Below are 16,991 nucleotides of genomic sequence, written 5' to 3'. Positions count from 1 at the left end.
CACTTCAGACTCTCCCATTTTCACTCACTCACACAAAAGCCCGCCTGCTGTCCTCCGTGTTAATCGTCGCGGCGTATGCGCTGTTGAACAGTCCGAAAATCGCCGACATCATGAAAAGCGTCTCGATTCCCATCGTCTGCCATATCCATCCCCCGAATAACGCAATCAGTATAGTGATTAAATGATTGACTGAGACTCCTGTCGCTATTGTCGCTTTGACCTCTTCAGGAGTGTCGGATAAGTCCTGAACGTATACATTTGAGGCCATTGACGCGAGGGAGATTACAGCGTCGAGGATGTAATTCACACAGCAGACGAGGAACGCTATATTTTTCGGGAAAATATGATGTGCGAAACCGTAGAAGAAGCACACAATAACAAGTATAAGCGTGTCCATTACCATCACAATTTTGTAGCCGTAACGGTCAATAATCTTCCCGACAATCGGCGAGAATATGAACGTTGCTATTGCTGACAGCGCGAACAATATGCTTATCGCCATAGCCCCCGCCCCGTAAAATAATACAAGCAGGTACGGCCCGAACGTGAAGAAAATCTGCTTTCTTGCCCCGTAGAATATCTCAAGCATGTAGAACTTGAAGTATTTTCGGCGGAAGTAGAATCTTGTTACGGTATGTTCATGCCCGCTTCTGCCCGTCATTTTCAGGGTGATTACGAATCCGATTAGTGTTATTGCTGACGAGACGACAAACACAGGGCGGTAGAGATTCATTTTCCCGGCCATGAGTCCGAACACGATCGCCACAACGATATACCCGGCCAATGTCCCGAACTGGTACGCGGAATTTTGCAGGCCGAGTGCCGCGCCTCCCCTGCCGTTTCTGGCGTACTCAAGCGCGAGGGTGCTTCTCATTCCGTACTGCATATGCTCTCCGAGAGAGTACACGAAAACAGCGCATGTTACGAGGAAACGGCTTGCCGGAATCACTGACTGCATAGCCATTCCCGCAAGCATTATTACCGCTCCGGCCTTGAAGATTTTTTCTGCGGAAAATTCATAGAGCAGCGCGAGAACGAACACCAGCATAAAGCCGGGAAGCTCCCGGAAGAACTCAGAGACTCCCCGGTCAAACTGCGACATGCTGACTATCTCCGCCAGATAATTATCGAGGACCGCTTTATACAATCCGTAAGCCAGCCCGAAAACTGCCAGCGACAAAATGAATGCTTTGTACTGCGACTCAGCCTTGAAGATTCTTGAGGTCATGTTGAGGTCTGCTCCTTTCGTTATTCTATTGAGGAATTAATATCGCCATGCCGTTTAGTATAATACTCCTATCATATCGGAGGGGGCAATACGAAAAATGAGGGCTTTGTTTGTGAACGGTTCGCCGCGAAAAAATTGGAACACTCACAAAATGTTAGAGTCGGCCATGAAGGGAGCAAGCGATTCCGGGGCTGAGTGCGAAATGATTCACCTTTACGATTACAAGTTCAAAGGGTGCGTGTCGTGCTTTGCGTGCAAGGTCAAGAACAACAAGACCGCAGGACTCTGTGCGTACCGTGATGATTTGCGGCCAGTCTTGGAGAAGGCACTAGCGTCTGATGTCATTATCGCCGGAAGCCCGGTGTACTTCAGTTATCCCACTGGCATGTTCAGGTCATTCATTGAGCGGCTGCTATTCCCAATCATGAAATACGAGGTCAACCCGGACGGAACGAGGCCGAGAGCGATCGACAGAACGATTTACAGCGGAATAATCTACACAATGAACTGCCCGGAAGATTTAGCCGCAAAGATTCATTACCCCGAATACCTTGCGCCGAACGCTGACGCAATGAAGCTCGTGTTAGGCCACTGCGAGACTGTCTGCGCGTACAACACATACCAGTTTGCGGACTACTCGCGCTATGACTGTAGCATGTTCAGCGAGCCGGAGAAAGCGAGACACAGGGAGGAAGTTTTCCCGGAAGACCTGAAGAAGGCGTATGACCTCGGAGCGCGCCTCGTGAATATGGCCAAAGCGTAAAGGATGTGCGTACCCTCCGTGAATCATCGCGGGGGGTAAATTTCTGCCTCAGTGCAGGGTATCGCCCGCAATGAATGAGAGAGTTCCGCGAAAAGTTTGCGCCTTCAGTCAATGTAATAATTTCTTCACCAGATTATAGAGTCCCAGTTTCCTGAGAATTACCCCTCCGCAAAGGTATATGAATCTCGGCAGAAGGTGAAATAAATCCGTCCGCGAAAACGCGCATGTCGTGCGAATCACAGGGAACTTGCCCGAATATTTCCTGCACAGCCTGAAGAAATCCCGGTAAAACGCAAGATTTATATTGCCGTATGACAAATGCATTATAGGAACGGCGCATATATATGTTTTGCCGACGGCCTGAGCTTTTCCCCTGATACATAATTCAGCCGCGTACAAATGCCATCCGTTACAGGTTTCCGCGTCAAACGGATAATCCCTGAAATGTTCGGTATGTCCCCCGAAAAAACACTCGTCAGCCGTGTCGCATTCCATTATTCCGCCGTCAATATTATTCCTTCCGGCCGGGGATAATTTTCCGTCTCTGCCTTTGTGGGTTAAACCGGAATATATCCCGCCGCTGTCGAATTTAGTCCCTGCGACTCCGAGAATATCATCATGGCCGATTTCCTGAAGGTATGACAGAAATTTTCCCAGCGAGTCTGAGTCCGTCAGCAAAATATCCTGATGGGAGTAAATCACATACTCAGTATCAATTTCAGCGATTACCGAATTATACGCCGCCGCGCAGGACGTGAAAGCCTTGTTGCCGCGGTTATCTATCCCAATAATTTCGCAGGGGATATTCTGACTCTTCAGCGTGTTCAGGAAGTCAGCGTACATTTTCTCATTCGTCCAACAGCAAATTACAGTAACATCACTCACTAAGTATCATCCTTTCAGGCCGTCAAGTTTCAGGCTCAAATTTTCCCAACGAGAATATAATTCTTCAAGCCCCCGCGAAAGATTAGCCCGTTCCGTCATTAAGGCTTGGACTTTCTGCGAGTCCCTCAGCGTTTCAGGCAGGCACAATAGCCCGTCAATCTCTGCGACTCTCGACTCATGGCCGGAGATTTCTTTCTCTGCCTGTGAGACAGCCTTCTTGATTTCGCGAATCTCCCGGAGATTGTCATCACGCTTAGGGGATTTTGTTTTTGCTGACTGCTTCATGTCATCGGCAGGCGTTATAGTCTGTTCTCTCTTCTCAAGAAACCACGAGTAATTTCCGGGGTAATCGTACAAATTCCCGTCCCGAATCTCAAGCACCCTTTCTGCGAGAGCGTCAAGAAAATGGCGGTCATGTGAGACAATCAGCAAAGTACCCTGATATTTGAGCAATGCCCGTTCAACAATTTCCCGCGTGTCAGTGTCAAGATGATTCGTAGGCTCATCGAGAATGAGAAAATTTGTCGGCTCAATCATCAGCTTGTACAGCGCGAGTCTTGCCTTCTCCCCGCCTGAAAGAACGCCTGCGGGCTTGTATATCTCATCCCCCGAAAACAGAAACGCCCCCAGCAAATTCCGCCGTTCGACATCATTCAGCTTTGACGAAACCGAGCGGGCTTCCTCCCATACTGTGTTGGAGTAGCTGATATTCTGTGCGCTCTCCTGTGAGTAGTACGAGAATTTCACGTTATGGCCGTGCTTAATGCTTCCTGATGTGGGCGATTCTGTGAGACTCAGAAGGCGTAACAGTGTCGATTTTCCCGCGCCGTTTACCCCGACAAGGGCGACTCTTTCACCGCGTTCGATGACGAAATTCACGCCCTCAAATACTTTCACGCCGTCATAATATTTCGCGAGGTCTGAGACTCTGAGGACTTCCCGCCCGCTTGGAGGTGCTTCCGGGATTGTGAGCTTCACGGATTTTGCGTCCTGTGATAATTCTATGCGCTCGATTTTCTCAAGCTGCTTTATACGGCTCTGAACCTGCGCGGCTTTCGTGGCCTTGTACCTGAAGCGGTCAATGAATGACTCTATGTGCCTGATTTCTGACTGCTGACGGGCAAATGCTTTCCGCAGCAATTCCCGGCTCTGCTCTTTTGCCTGTAAATATTCGTCATAACTGCAAGGGTAAAGGGTAATGACTCCGTGCTCAAGGTCTGCGATATTTTCGGCGGTGTTCTCAAGAAAGCGCGTATCATGTGAGACTGAGACAACCGCGCCCTTGTGAGTCCTGAGCCAGCCTTCAAGCCATTCCATAGACTCCGTGTCAAGATGATTCGTAGGCTCGTCAAGCAGTAACACATCAGGAGATGACAGCAACAGCCCGGCCATAGCGATTCTCATTTTCCATCCGCCGGAAAAGTCCCGGCAGTTTTTCGACTCATCGCCCTTCCTGAAGCCGAGTCCGCGCAAAACTTTCATGGCCATAGCCTCGAACGAGAACCCCCCGGAATCCTCAAAGCGTCTCTCAAGCCGCGAATATTCCTGCAAAAGTGCTTCATGATTTTCTGCTGACTGCGATAATTTTTCCTCGACAGCCCGGAGTTTCGCCTCAGCCTGTGATATTCCGGCCTTGTCTTTAAGGTACTGCATGAGGGGTACGGACTCCAGTTCCGCCAAGTCTTGAGGGAGACAGCCGACAGTGAGTCCCCGCGACCGCTCAATGACTCCTGAGTCCGCTTCAACCTCGCCCATAATTACCCGCAGGAGGGTAGTTTTCCCTGCGCCGTTCGCGCCGACGATGCCGAGCCGGGCCGAGTTTGTGATTTGGAGGTTAAGCCCCCGGAATATTACATGTTCACCGAATGAGAGGGATAAATTTTTGATGTCTATCATGACCCGTAATATATCATACATATCACAGGCCGCAAAAAAAAAATTCCCCCTTCCGCTTGCACTCAATACCGCCCTAATTTAGGGGGATACCGTTCACGGAGGGGGGTAACAATGGGTTAAGGGGTGTTATGCTTCGGAAGTTATTGCGACTTTCTTGTGCGCTTTGTCCTGGGATTTCTCTGCGATTTCGACAGTGAGGACTCCGTTCTTGAAGGTTGCTTTTGCGGTCTCCGGGTCAGCCTCAACGGGGAACGAGATTACACGCTCTATTTTCCCGTAACGCCTCTCACTGCGGAAATAGCTCTTGTCTTTCCCGCCTTCTGTTGACTCAGATTTCTTCTCCGCCGAAAGCGTGAGCCTGTCGCCGTAAACATGTAACTCTACATCATCGGGATTGATTCCGGGAAGCTCTGCCTCTGCGTAGATTTTGCCGTCCTTGCGGTAAAGGTCAGTTTTTGCGCCGGCCTCCGTGAATGCCTCCGTGAAAAACGGCTCATTAAATCCCCTCATGAACGTATCAATCATGCTTTCAGGATCCATCATTCTCATCATTGGGTATCTTGCCATTGTAACATCTCTCCTTTTGTATTTTCCTGTGAGTATCTCTTTTTCCCTCACAGCACGGAGAATTATATTACTGACTTTCTTTTACCATATCGGGAGAATTTATTATTATCGACTAATGACTTTTACTGACTTTTGATATTTCCCGGCACTGTAATTTTTCCGCAGAATAGCTCACGAGACACGGTGCTATGTATTACTCCATGCCGGACGGCGAAAGCATTGACTTTTCTGACTCTGCACATTTCAGCCTCAGCCCGCGCAGAACTCAACCTGATATAATTTCAATATCACAAAAAATTTCAGGCAAGAAGGAATCAATCATAGAAAGCTCACATTACTTTGACGAAATCGTGAACATCATCGAGAGGCTCCGCGCCCCGGACGGCTGCCCGTGGGACAGAAAGCAGACCCTCGAAACTTTACGCACTCCCATAACAGAAGAAGCATACGAACTCGCCGATGCAATCACCAAAAACGACATGGCCGAAATCCGCGAGGAAGCCGGAGACTTGCTGCTTCAGGTTGTATTTGTCGCCTCAATCGCAAAAGATTCGGGAGCGTTCGACATGAAAGACGTTGTGCGGGGAATTTGCGACAAGCTCATACGCCGGCACCCTCATGTTTTCGGGAACGTTAAAGCCGACGACAGCGACGAGGTTTTACGCAACTGGGAGAAAATCAAAGCTGAGGAACGCAGAGAGAAGCACGAAAGCACATCCATACTTGCGGGAATCCCTGACGGACTTCCGCCCCTGCTTAAAGCCAACAGGATTCAAGGAAAGGTGAAACATGTCGGTTTTGACTGGCCTGCGGGAGAGACTGAGCCATTGTTCGCGAAACTTGACGAGGAAATTCACGAACTCAAAGACGCCGCAAGGGAAAATGACCCTGCCCACATGGCCGAGGAGCTTGGCGATGTCCTTTTCATGGCCGTGAATATCGCAAGAAGGCTCAATGTTGACCCGGACGCGGCTTTGAATATGGTGTGCAGGAAATTCACAAAACGCTTCATGATTATGGAGGAATTAGCCCGTAACGAGGGAAAATCAATCTCCGATTACAGTCTTGAGGAGCTTGACGCATTCTGGGACAAGGCAAAAGAAAGGCTCAGGGGCTAGGCGGGATTCACCCGATGGGGATCGGGCTTCCCGCTTCAATGAGGGACTCGCGTTTTCCCGGCCATATTCCCCGCTAGAATCCATGCCGCGAATTTCCCCCCTCAATGTATACGCTTGCCACGAGTCCCAGCGCAATGAACACCGCAAGCAGGGAGCTTCCCCCGTAGCTCAGGAACGGCAGAGGGAGTCCCGTAATCGGCAATAGTCCTATGCTCATTCCGATGCTCTCGCACATCTGAAACCACAGCCATGACGCAACGCCCGCAACAAGTATTTTGCACCGCCTCTCACGGCTCCTGACTCCGGCCATGATTACCCGGAACAATAAGACCGAGAATAGCGCGATAAGAATCATACTGCCGATAAACCCAAACTCCTCCGAAAAAACACTGAAGATAAAATCCGTATGTGGCTCAGGAAGGAATTTTAGCTTGCTCTGAGTACCCATCATGAAGCCTTTTCCCGACATCCCCCCGGAGCCGACTGCTATTCGCGACTGTATGACGTTGTAGCCCGCCCCTAACGGATCTCGCATAGGGTCAATGAAAACTAGTATTCTGTTCTTCTGATAGTCCTTCAGCATAAAATACAGGAAAGGAAGTGCCGACAGTCCCAAGCCCGCAAGCCCGCCAAGATATTTGAACGGAGTCCCAGCCGCCCACAGCATTCCGAATGATATAACGAGAAAAACAAGCGCGCTCCCCGCGTCAGGCTGTAACAGAACGAGCGACACGGGAATCATTATCACGCCCAGGCACATCATGAACGTCTTGAAGTCAAGCGGAGGATAACGGCTCATGAATTTTGACATCGTGAGGATGATTGAGATTTTCGCAAACTCTGACGGCTGGAATCTCACGCCCCCGAATCCCAGCCATGACTGCGCCCCCTTCACCTTGGGAGTCAAAAGAGTCAGGAACAGTAACAGCAGCGACAGCCCGAAAAGGTAATACGCACCCTCAAGCATTTTGTGATGTCCGACAATCATAACTAGCAGCATAAATATCACGCTCACGAAAAGCCATGCCGACTGGCGGAACGCATAATCAAAGCCGCGCCCCTCAGTCCCCGCCGCCGCGCTGTATATGCAGAATACCCCCCATAATGACAGCATTAGCGCACAGAAAAGCATGAGCCTGTCAGTGAGGGATAAATCTTCCTTCAGTGAGGCCCAGAATGTCTGCATTTTCCGCTGTGATTGTTACGTAAGGCTGGCGACTTTCCCGCGCTTTATCCTGAGTATAGGAATGTTCGCTACGAGTGCTACTGCGTTGTCGTCGTGGTCGAGGTCAATCTCTATCTTCTGCGTGTCAATGTCCATGTACTTGGCGAGAACCGCTACAATTTCGTCCCGGAGATTGTCAAGTAGCTGCGGTGATATGTCTGTCCTGTCGTGTATCAATACGATTTTGAGACGGTCTTTCGCTTTCTGGCTTGAACCGTCATTCCCTCCTCCGAAAAATTTGCTCAGGAATCCCATCTCGTTATCACCTCTTGCGCTTCCCGCTGAAGAATCTCTTTATCTTGCTGAGGAATCCCCGTGTCGCGTAGCTTTCGAGGTCCATTAACGGAACATCCCTGCCCAATATCCTCTCGGCAATGTTCAAATACGCATGAGCCGCCGGAGAGTCAAGCGTCATTGTCATAGGCTCGCCGTTGTTTGTTGACCGTATTACGCTCTCGTCTTCAGGAACTACACCGATAAGGTCAATCGACAGAACATCAAGAATATCATCCTTTGCTAGCATGTCGCCGTCCTGTACCATGTTAGGCCGGAGTCGGTTGATGATAAGCCTGATGGGAGATTTGCCCATTGATTCGAGCATTCCTATAATGCGGTCAGCGTCCCTCACTGCGGGTATTTCAGGAGTCGTTACAACGAGTGCCTCATCAGCCCCCGCCGCAGCATTCTTGAAGCCTCCCTCAATTCCCGCAGGGCAGTCAAGCAATATGAAGTCAAAATCCGGCCTCATTTCTTCAACAAGCGCGACCATCTGCTCCGGGTTCACAGCGTCTTTTGTGCGGGTCTGAGCCGCCGGAAGAAGGTAGAGTCCGGGGACTCTTTTGTCCTTCACGAGAGCCGCTGAAAGTTTGCATGTCTTCTCGATTACGTCAATGAAGTTGTAGACGACTCTGTTTTCGAGTCCCATAATGACATCGAGATTCCGCAGTCCTACATCGGCGTCAATCGCCACAACCTTTTTCCCGAACTTCGCAAGAGCCGCGGCAATGTTTGCGGTTGAAGTTGTCTTGCCGACTCCCCCTTTGCCTGAAGTCGTTACTATTACACGTGCTGCCATTTAGTTTATGTTACCCTCCTGTTCATTTTTACGTGCCTGCAGAAATTTATTCTCCCTGATTACCGGCGTTCCATCTTCAAGCGTAATGAGGACGGATTTCCGCCAGCAAGCCGTAGATTTCGGGTCAGCAAAACATAATTTGTTGGCTATTCTCACCTGCGGAGTCTCGAACTGCCCCGCCATGACAAAAACATCATCCCTTCCGTAGCCCCCCGCGTGAACGACTCCCAAGAGCCTGCCCGCTACAATAACGCTTCCGCCCGCGACAATCTCCGCGCCGGGATTCATGTGTCCCCATACGAGAACGTCGCCGTCCGTGTCTACCTTGTGGCCTGACCTCATGGAGCCGTATACGATTTTGAGGCCGGGGATTCGCTTGTGTTCTTTCGGGGACTCTTGGGACTCCGGCTTCTTTGCGCCGGGAATATTCAGCGGAGGCTCTGACGTTGAGAGTCCCGCGGCCATGAAGAGCTTTACGCTGTTTTCATTCGATGAGAGCCACGAGACAATTTTTATTCCTTTCTCCCAAACTATGCTGTTTAGCATGTGAAGTATGAGTCTGCGTGAACATTCGCGCCCGGAAAAATCGAGGGCTATCCCCTGTTCGTCCGGGAGCTTGTACGCGCTTGCGGGGATTCTCACAAGGAGCTTCAATAGTTCGTCCTCAGAAAGCGTTTCAGGCAGGAAAAATTTTATCCCGTAATGCATTCTTTCGAGCTTTATATGCGCTTCGGGGCGGCGTAATTTCTTGAGTATGTTTATGCTTGGTATCTTCATCATTGAGTCATCTGTCAAAATTTTGTGTGAGAATATTATACTGTAAATAAGCCCGTTTTAGTGTGAAAGCAAATGAGCGAGCATCTGACCCACCACAGGCCCGGCGACACTGCTGCCATGTTTTCCCCCCTCAATCACAGCGACTGCGACATATTTCGGAGCCTCAGCGGGAGCATATCCGGCGAAAAGCGCGTGATCGTCCCCGTGTGAGTTCTGCGCCGTTCCTGTCTTGCCCGCAACGTGAACACCGAAACGCCCTGCCCTTGATCCTGTTCCCCTGCTGACGACTGCCTCAAGACCCCGGCGGACTATTTCGAGCTTTGCGGGATTCAGCCCTATGTTTTCGGGAGTCCTGTAGCCTTTCGCGCAAAGGTGAGGGGTTACCATTTTTCCCCCGTTGGCGATTGCGGCATATTCGCGGGCTATCTGTATCGGTGTCATGAGCATGTAGCCCTGCCCTATCGAGTAATTCACCGTGTCGCCACCGGCCCAGGCTGATTTGAAGCGTCTCAATTTCCACTCAGGCCCGGCAATGTTCCCGCCGCTTTCACCCGGCAAATCAATCCCGGTAGGCTCGCCTAAGTGAAATTTCCTGCCCCATTTGATTAGGTCGTCAATTCCTGTGCGGAGTCCCGTCTGGTAGAAAAACACATCGCAGGAATGCTGAAGCCCTCCGATTACGTTCAATGAGCCATGACCGGAATGTTTCCAGCACTTGAAGAGGTGAGAGCCGTATCTCAGTCCGCCCCGGCAGGGTATCATTGTCGACTGCGTTATGCTGTCCTCCTCAAGAGCGGCGATTGACATGAACGCCTTGAAGGTGCTTGCGGGAGGGTAGACTCCGGCGATTGCGCGGTTCAGCATTGGGCGTTCAGGGTCTGACATTATCGCGTTCCATTCGCGGCCGGAAACCCCCCATGACAGCGGATTGTTGTCGTAAACCGGGCTTGAGGCAAGTGCGATGACTGCTCCCGTCTCAACATTCATTGCGACAATTGCGCCCTTCCAGTTCTTGAGAAGCTCAACGGCTAATTTCTGCGCTCCCATGTCGATTGTCAGCCGTATATCCTCGCCCTTCACAGCCGGATTTGCGTCAAGAGTCCGAATCTTTCGCCCCCTTGCGTCAACCTCTAATGCCTCCTGACCCGGAGACCCTCTCAGGACTGACTCATATGACCGCTCAATTCCCGATTTCCCGATTAAGTCCCCGCCCGCGTAGCCGTCCTCAGCGCGAGTCTTGAGTTCACCCTCTGAGATTTCGCCGACGTAGCCGATGATGTTAGCCGCTGTAGTCCCGGCAGGGTAAGTCCTGCGCCAGACGCTTAACGGGAAAAGCTCATGCGGAAATTCATAGTCCGCGACAAGCTCGGCCATCTGAGTCATTGTCAGGTTGGGTACTATCTTCATTACACGGTAGGGGGCTAATCTCTGCTGCTTGATTGTTTTCTCCAAGTCTGAAACGGTGAAGGGGATTCCGTGCCTCATTAGTATTTTGCTGAGACGCTGTAATTTTTCGGGCGTGTTGAGGTCGAGAGGGTAGCCCATTATGCAGAAGGTAGTATCATTCACGGCGAGGGGGACTCCGTTGCGGTCAAAAATTTCTCCCCTGGGCGCGGGAAAACGTATCATCCTGAGCCTGTTGCTGTGCGCTAATCTAACGTATTTGTCGCTCTGGTGAATCTGGCAGAACCAAAGCCCCGTGATTAATATTCCCACAGACAACGCCATGCACCCGATTATTATCTTCAGTCGGCTGTCTAATATTTCCATGTCAAACCGTCCTGTCTCTTGCTGTCTTCAGGTATATATACATCGTGAAAAGTATCGCGGGCAATGCCCAAATTTGTTGTGTCAGGAAATATGCCCAGCCCGTATTGCCTCCGAGTATAAGCACCGGGAGTAACGGCGGAATAAGCTGCGAGCATTCGAGGAGTATGAAGACTATAATATTTGTCCCTGAGACTCTGCCCTGAGGAGGAATCATTCCCCAGACCTGTATCACAATCAGCACGACAATGACATAGCCCAGCGTGAAGAATCCCGGTATCCCTATCCAGCGCAAGTCCCACAAAATTCCGCCCGCGAACGCCGTCCATATTCCCCATAAATTTCCGTCTCCGCTCCCGTCGTCAAGCAGAAGCCGACATACCACGCCGAGAATGAACAGCCCGGGAATCTGCATTCCGCCTCCCGTGAAGACCGTCAATAAGTCCTGAATGAGCCACAATATCACGATAACCATCAGTAATTCACCGTGTAGAACCGCGACAAGTCCGCGCCCGGCTCTATCCTGTACGTAGTGTAGCCGTCATTGCCAATGTTGAACTCGCCCGCAATCTGCCCGATTGGGAGTCCCGGCGGTAATTCCTCGCCAATCATGGCCGTGCTTACCTTCATTCCCGAACGGACTCCGCGCCCGGCAGGTATGTAGCGCAGCAATACAGAGCCGTTACCGTCCCCCTCAACGACTCCAAGCTCGCGGGTCTCCTCGATGACAGCAGGAATCATGAATGAAGATGACGTAATCAGCTCCGCCCATGACGACAGAGCCGAAACGGTGCTGACTCTCCCGACAAGCCAGCCCCCGCTGAAGATGGGAAGCCCCTGCGTGATTTTGTCCTTCCCGCCACGGTCAATGCGTATCTCGCTCCACCATGACATAGGAGCGCGGAGAGTTACGCGGGCAGTGCGGGAGTCATTCTTCCTGTCATCGGAATATATTTTCTCCCCGGCGATTTTCGCAAGCTCAAGACGGAGACTCGCATTCTCATTCCGCAGGCGCGTTACTTCTGACGCAAGAAAATTCTTGTCCCTCGACCATGAACGCCAGCCTAAATATATTTCCCTCATCACTACAGCGGGGTATTCAGGAATAAACAGCACAGCCCCCCAGAGGTCAACAATGTTCTTCATTATGCCAAGCCCGGAGCTTACGCCGAGAAGGAATAACGCCAGTATTAACGCCGTGATTCCGTGTACAAATTCGCGGGTATGATTCCTGCTGTTGTCCATGTATTAGCGCGAGCCGTGCTGAACGGACATTAATCCGCGTTTCATTGTGCCGAGGTTGTCGAGGATTTTCCCGACTCCCAATGCCACCGAGTTTAGCGGCTGTTCGGCGACAATTACGGGCGTGTTTATGGCGCGTGATAATCTCTCGCTGAATCCCCGCATGAGTGCGACTCCTCCCGTGAGGATAATTCCCCGGTCAACAACATCTTTCGCCAGTTCGGGCGGCATTTTCTCTAGCGCAACTTTCACCATGTCTTCAATCCCCGTGAATATAGGCTCCATTGCCTCGCGGACTTCAATCGATGATACTATGTCGGATTTAGGGAGGCCGTCTGACAAGTCCCGGCCTTTAACGCTCATTTCAAGCTCAGGATTCAGGGGCAGGGCAGATCCGATTGTGTTCTTGACTTCCTCAGCGGTAGATTCTCCGATTAAGAGCGCGTATCTCTGACGTACCATTGTGATTATTGCGTTGTCCATCATTTTCCCGGCAGTGCGGAGTGAAGATGTTACGACAATTCCGCCGAGTGATATAACGCTGACTTCCGATGTTCCCCCGCCGATGTCGATAATCATGCAGCCTGACGGACGGTCAATAGGCAGACCGACTCCAAGCGCCGCGCTTATTGGTTCCTCGACAACGTAAGCCTCACTAGCTCCCGCCCCTAGTGTAGCGTCAATGACTGCTTTCCGTTCAACCTCTGTAACTTCAGCGGGGATTGAGATTACGACTCGCGGGTGTACCATGAAAGTATTGTTGGAGCTGACGCGCTTCAGGCAGTATTTGATGAGTTCCTGCGTCATGTCGAAATTAGCGATGACTCCCCCTTCAAGCGGCCATATCGCTTCTATTCCTGCGGGGACTTTTCCTGACATTGCTTTTGCCGACTCACCGACTGCGATAACTTCATTCCCTTCACCGCGTGGGCGTTTCTTGACGGCAACCGCTGAAGGCTCACTGAATACTATTCCCTTGTCTTTGACGTAGACAACGACATTTGACGACCCTAAATCTATTCCCACGTCCATGCCGAGAACGCCCGAAAATACTTTGAACATGATATTACCTCGGCCAATAGGGATTGAGTTCGCGCTCAGAACCGATAAAGGTATCCGGGCCGTGTCCGGGGATAACGTGAAGGCCGTCATCAAGTTCCGCAAGGCGTTTCAGTGATGACTCAAGTTTCAGCCAGTCGCCGCCCTCAAGATCTGTCCTTCCCACGCTCTGAGCGAAAAGAGTATCACCCGACACCAATATCTTGTGGCCGTCAGTGTCCGTGATGAGATAGCATACGCTGCCCTCAGTGTGGCCGGGAGTCGCGATTGTCTTTATCGTGTAGCCGGGAAAATCGATAATGCGCCCGTCTTCAATCTCCCGGAATTTCTCAAGCCCTCCGAATTTCACGCCAAGTAATTCTTGAAGCTCTCTTGACGGATGACGGAGCATTTCAGCGTCGCCCGAATGTATGTAGATGTTATCGCCCGCCATCGGCACAAGCTCATTAATCCCCGCAACGTGGTCAATATGGCCGTGAGTCAGCAGAATCATTTTGAGCGTGAGATTATTCGCCGTCATGAAGTCTGTAACATCTTCCGTTTTTCCGCCGGGGTCAATGAAGAATGCTTCCTTTGTCGGCTCGTCCCAGAATAAATAGCCGTTTGTCCATAATGCTCCCAATGGGAACCGCTTATAGTGCAAAATAATTCCTCCTCATATGCTGTCAACAATAAACGTTAATGGCCCGTCATTGATGATTTCTACCGTCATATCCGCGCCGAACTCACCGCACTGTACATTATTCACGCCTGAAGATTTTACACGCTCCACGAAATAATTATAGAGCCTTTCTGCCTCGTCAGGTTTTGCCGCGTCCGTGAAGCTCGGCCTTCTCCCCTTGGCGCATGAGGCGTAAAGCGAAAACTGAGACACTAAAAGCAATTCCCCGCCGACATCCTTCAATGACAGGTTGATTTTCCCGTCTGAATCCTCGAATATTCGCAGACCCGTTAATTTTTCCGCGAGCCAGTCAGCTTTTGACTCATTGTCCCCGTGTGTTACTCCGATAAATACGCACATCCCGTGATTTATTGAGCGTGTCTCTTTTCCGTTTATTGTTACTGAAGCGCGTTTTACTCTCTGTATCAGAAGACGCAAGATATATTACTCCCTTTCCACGCTGATTATTCCGCGCACCTCATTTATTCTAGTCATGGCCGAGTACAAATGCTGAAGATCCCTTACCCGGATTTCTATCTTCATTCGTACTAAACTGTTGCCCGCAAGCCCGGCCTTTATTCCCGAAATGCTGACACCCTCAAGCCCAAGTGCCTTTGTCGTGTCGGCGAGCAATTCATTACGGTCTTCACCCTCAATTTTGAGGCGCGCCGTGTACATGTTCGGACGCTTGCCGCCTGTGAGGCTGTAATCCGGCAATGACCACGACACCGGGATGATTCGCCCGTTGTCCTTCCCGGCAATATTCCGGCAGTCCCGGCGGTGAATGGTAATGCCCCGGCGCATTGACGCGAACCCGATAATGTCATCGCCCGGCACAGGGTCGCAGCAAGAAGCGAACGTTACGCCGACTCCCGACTCGCCCTCGACAAGGACATCTGATTTGTTGTCTTTCTTTTTGGCTGACGGTTCCGGGACAAACTCAACGGGGTCTGTTTTTGTTACAGGTGAATGATGCTGAAGCCACGCCTGGGATAATTTCTGCGCCGCCTCGCCCGCTCCCATAGTCCCGGAGCCGACCTTGTACAGCTCATCGTCTATGCTGGTGAAATCTTCCCGCTTAACGTCCGCGAGTCCCCTGCGCTTGAGTTCTCGCTCAACGAGTTTCCATCCCCGCTCTAATTTCTCGTCCCGCTCTGCTTTCTACGCCTGCTTGAAGTATGCGCGTATCTTGCTGCGGCTCTTTGCGCTCCCGGCGAAATTCAGCCAGTCTTTTGACGGGGAAGCCTGAGTCGCTGTGAGAATCTTTACACGGTCTCCGCTGTGAAGTTTCGTGTTAAGCTGTACCATTACACCGTTGACCAGTGCCCCGGCGCAGTGATTGCCTATTTCTGTGTGGACGGCATACGCGAAATCAAGCACCGTTGACCCGTTCGGGAGTATCATGGGCTTTCCGTCCGGCGTGAAAACGTATAATTCACTCGTCAATAATATATCGCTCTTGAGGATGTCTACAAATTCCTGCGTGCTTTCACCGTCCTGCCCGGCCTCCATGACCTGACGGACAAGCATTAATTTTTCGTTCAGCCCTTTGAGGAGCTTCCTGTTTCCGCCTTCCTTGTAGACCCAATGAGCCGCTATGCCGTATTCCGCAAAGTGATTCATGTCATACGTTCTAATCTGTACTTCAAGCGGGACTCCCTCAACCATCACTGTTGTGTGCAATGACTGGTACATGTTGCTTTTAGGGTTGGCGATATAGTCATCGAACTGTCCGGGGACAGGATTCCACAGTGAATGAACGACTCCGAGAACCTCATAGCACGTAGAAACGTCAGCAACAAGAACACGCACGGCTAATATGTCGTAAAGCTCATCAAATGAAATTTTCTTGCGCTGCATTTTCTCGTATATGCTGTAGATATGCTTTGCCCGCCCCTTGATTCGGCAGGTGATGTTGTTTTTTTCGAGGCGTTCTTCAAGTATTACTTTTGCTTTCTCGATTACGGACTCCATCTGAGGCATACGAATTTTGACTCTGCGCTCAACTTCCGCATAAATATCCGGCTGAAGGTACATGAACGACAGATCTTCAAGCTCCCGCTTAATCTGATATATTCCGAGCCTGTGAGCAAGGGGGGCGTAAATTTCCATTGTCTCGCGGGCTATTCGCTTCTGTTTCTCCGGCCTCATTACGTGGAGAGTCCTCATGTTGTGGAGACGGTCAGCAAGTTTTATGAGGACTACACGAATATCTTTCGCCATCACTATAAACATATGCCGCAAACTTTCAGCAGTCAAATCTTCACGCGACATAAATTCTTTCACGTCATCCTGCGCGAGCTTCGTTACTCCGTCAACAAGCATTTCAACGTCATGGCCGAATTTCTCTGTCATCTCCTCCGGCGTAACGTCTGTATCCTCTAGCACGTCATGCAGTAACGCCGCCTGCAGTGTAGCAAGGTCAAGCCTCATCCCCGCAAGGATTAAAGCCGCGCTTAGGGTGTGAGTGATATACGGCTCGCCGGATTTGCGCTTCTGATCTTTGTGGGCAATGGCCGCGAATATGAACGCCTCGCCAAGTTTGTGGAGCTGTTCGGGATTTAGTAACAGCATGGCTTTTCCCCATAACTCCTGCCATGCCGAACGGACAATTTCAATCTGTGAGTCTTCTGGAATCCGTGCGAAAATTTCATCACGGAGATTGTACATATCACGCAGATAATTCGATGAGCTGTCCTCAATTGACGGAATCGAGTCCATCATTGAC

At 50.8% G+C, this 16,991-nt stretch carries 16 protein-coding genes and 1 pseudogene; 2 read left to right on the top strand and 15 right to left on the bottom strand.

The features are described 5' to 3' along the window. Positions 1-28: 28 nt before the first annotated feature. On the bottom strand, positions 29-1,228 hold the full coding sequence (locus IKQ95_03620; protein MBR4195783.1) for an MFS transporter: 1,200 nt from the start codon (positions 1,226-1,228) through the stop codon (positions 29-31). Positions 1,229-1,325: 97 nt separating this feature from the next. On the opposite strand from IKQ95_03620, the gene IKQ95_03615 reads away from it, so the two are divergent. After that, entirely contained in the window at positions 1,326-1,991 is a 666-nt protein-coding gene (locus tag IKQ95_03615) for a flavodoxin family protein (GenBank protein ID MBR4195782.1), read from the top strand. 108 nt (positions 1,992-2,099) lie between these two features. Here the strand turns inward: IKQ95_03615 and IKQ95_03610 are convergent, their stop codons facing one another. The 3 genes from IKQ95_03610 to IKQ95_03600 form a co-directional block, all read right to left on the bottom strand. Next, positions 2,100-2,876: a hypothetical protein gene (locus IKQ95_03610; protein MBR4195781.1), complete on the bottom strand. Its 777-nt coding sequence runs from the start codon at positions 2,874-2,876 to the stop codon at positions 2,100-2,102. Positions 2,877-2,882: 6 nt separating this feature from the next. Continuing rightward, complete coding sequence (locus tag IKQ95_03605) at positions 2,883-4,772, bottom strand: ABC-F family ATP-binding cassette domain-containing protein (GenBank protein MBR4195780.1); 1,890 nt, start codon at positions 4,770-4,772, stop codon at positions 2,883-2,885. Positions 4,773-4,898: 126 nt separating this feature from the next. Further along, entirely contained in the window at positions 4,899-5,339 is a 441-nt protein-coding gene (locus IKQ95_03600; protein ID MBR4195779.1) for an Hsp20/alpha crystallin family protein, read from the bottom strand. 200 nt (positions 5,340-5,539) lie between these two features. Between IKQ95_03600 and mazG the strand changes: the two genes are divergently transcribed. Continuing rightward, entirely contained in the window at positions 5,540-6,457 is a 918-nt protein-coding gene (mazG, locus tag IKQ95_03595) for a nucleoside triphosphate pyrophosphohydrolase (protein MBR4195778.1), read from the top strand. A 73-nt stretch (positions 6,458-6,530) separates the two neighbouring features. Here mazG and rodA read toward each other — a convergent pair whose 3' ends face one another. From rodA to IKQ95_03540, 11 genes and pseudogenes are all read right to left on the bottom strand, one after another. Continuing rightward, positions 6,531-7,643, bottom strand: coding sequence for a rod shape-determining protein RodA (gene rodA, locus IKQ95_03590; protein ID MBR4195777.1), 1,113 nt, complete (start codon positions 7,641-7,643; stop codon positions 6,531-6,533). A gap of 15 nt (positions 7,644-7,658) precedes the next feature. Beyond that, positions 7,659-7,937, bottom strand: coding sequence for a cell division topological specificity factor MinE (gene minE / locus IKQ95_03585; GenBank protein MBR4195776.1), 279 nt, complete (start codon positions 7,935-7,937; stop codon positions 7,659-7,661). A 7-nt stretch (positions 7,938-7,944) separates the two neighbouring features. Then, positions 7,945-8,757, bottom strand: a complete 813-nt coding sequence (minD, locus tag IKQ95_03580; GenBank protein MBR4195775.1) for a septum site-determining protein MinD — start codon at positions 8,755-8,757, stop codon at positions 7,945-7,947. After that, positions 8,758-9,537, bottom strand: coding sequence for a hypothetical protein (locus IKQ95_03575; protein ID MBR4195774.1), 780 nt, complete (start codon positions 9,535-9,537; stop codon positions 8,758-8,760). It lies immediately after the preceding gene. Positions 9,538-9,591: 54 nt separating this feature from the next. Beyond that, entirely contained in the window at positions 9,592-11,304 is a 1,713-nt protein-coding gene (gene mrdA / locus IKQ95_03570; protein ID MBR4195773.1) for a penicillin-binding protein 2, read from the bottom strand. Between the two features lies 1 nt (position 11,305). Further along, a complete protein-coding gene (locus tag IKQ95_03565; GenBank protein ID MBR4195772.1) occupies positions 11,306-11,776 on the bottom strand; it encodes a hypothetical protein in 471 nt (156 codons plus the stop codon). Beyond that, positions 11,776-12,546 carry a rod shape-determining protein MreC gene (locus IKQ95_03560; protein ID MBR4195771.1) on the bottom strand — a complete coding sequence of 257 codons (771 nt, stop codon included), beginning with the start codon at positions 12,544-12,546 and terminating at the stop codon, positions 11,776-11,778. Before IKQ95_03560 ends, IKQ95_03565 begins: the two co-directional genes overlap by 1 nt. A 3-nt stretch (positions 12,547-12,549) precedes the next feature. Beyond that, positions 12,550-13,605 (bottom strand): rod shape-determining protein, encoded by a 1,056-nt coding sequence (locus tag IKQ95_03555; protein MBR4195770.1) that lies wholly within the window; start codon positions 13,603-13,605, stop codon positions 12,550-12,552. A gap of 4 nt (positions 13,606-13,609) precedes the next feature. Next, a complete protein-coding gene (locus tag IKQ95_03550) occupies positions 13,610-14,245 on the bottom strand; it encodes an MBL fold metallo-hydrolase (protein ID MBR4195769.1) in 636 nt (211 codons plus the stop codon). Between the two features lie 12 nt (positions 14,246-14,257). Next, complete coding sequence (gene dtd, locus IKQ95_03545) at positions 14,258-14,701, bottom strand: D-tyrosyl-tRNA(Tyr) deacylase (GenBank protein MBR4195768.1); 444 nt, start codon at positions 14,699-14,701, stop codon at positions 14,258-14,260. A gap of 6 nt (positions 14,702-14,707) precedes the next feature. Then, positions 14,708-16,984 (bottom strand): annotated as a pseudogene (locus tag IKQ95_03540) (bifunctional (p)ppGpp synthetase/guanosine-3',5'-bis(diphosphate) 3'-pyrophosphohydrolase). Between the last annotated feature and the right edge of the window lie 7 nt (positions 16,985-16,991).

Source organism: Synergistaceae bacterium, assembly GCA_017540085.1.
Lineage (GTDB): Bacteria > Synergistota > Synergistia > Synergistales > Aminobacteriaceae > JAFUXM01.
This window is presented reverse-complemented; position numbering and strand designations above follow the sequence as displayed.

What these genes read in the sequence shown, in the direction of transcription:
- IKQ95_03615 (MBR4195782.1), top strand. Translation starts at nt 1,326, where the DNA reads ATGAGGGCTTTGTTTGTGAACGGTTCGCCGCGAAAAAATTGGAACACT.
- minE (MBR4195776.1), bottom strand. Translation starts at nt 7,937, where the DNA reads ATGGGATTCCTGAGCAAATTTTTCGGAGGAGGGAATGACGGTTCAAGC.
- IKQ95_03605 (MBR4195780.1), bottom strand. Translation starts at nt 4,772, where the DNA reads ATGATAGACATCAAAAATTTATCCCTCTCATTCGGTGAACATGTAATA.
- IKQ95_03555 (MBR4195770.1), bottom strand. Translation starts at nt 13,605, where the DNA reads ATGTTCAAAGTATTTTCGGGCGTTCTCGGCATGGACGTGGGAATAGAT.
- IKQ95_03600 (MBR4195779.1), bottom strand. Translation starts at nt 5,339, where the DNA reads ATGGCAAGATACCCAATGATGAGAATGATGGATCCTGAAAGCATGATT.
- mrdA (MBR4195773.1), bottom strand. Translation starts at nt 11,304, where the DNA reads ATGGAAATATTAGACAGCCGACTGAAGATAATAATCGGGTGCATGGCG.
- IKQ95_03620 (MBR4195783.1), bottom strand. Translation starts at nt 1,228, where the DNA reads ATGACCTCAAGAATCTTCAAGGCTGAGTCGCAGTACAAAGCATTCATT.
- IKQ95_03575 (MBR4195774.1), bottom strand. Translation starts at nt 9,537, where the DNA reads ATGATGAAGATACCAAGCATAAACATACTCAAGAAATTACGCCGCCCC.
- IKQ95_03560 (MBR4195771.1), bottom strand. Translation starts at nt 12,546, where the DNA reads ATGGACAACAGCAGGAATCATACCCGCGAATTTGTACACGGAATCACG.
- rodA (MBR4195777.1), bottom strand. Translation starts at nt 7,643, where the DNA reads ATGCAGACATTCTGGGCCTCACTGAAGGAAGATTTATCCCTCACTGAC.
- IKQ95_03565 (MBR4195772.1), bottom strand. Translation starts at nt 11,776, where the DNA reads ATGGTTATCGTGATATTGTGGCTCATTCAGGACTTATTGACGGTCTTC.
- minD (MBR4195775.1), bottom strand. Translation starts at nt 8,757, where the DNA reads ATGGCAGCACGTGTAATAGTAACGACTTCAGGCAAAGGGGGAGTCGGC.
- mazG (MBR4195778.1), top strand. Translation starts at nt 5,540, where the DNA reads ATGCCGGACGGCGAAAGCATTGACTTTTCTGACTCTGCACATTTCAGC.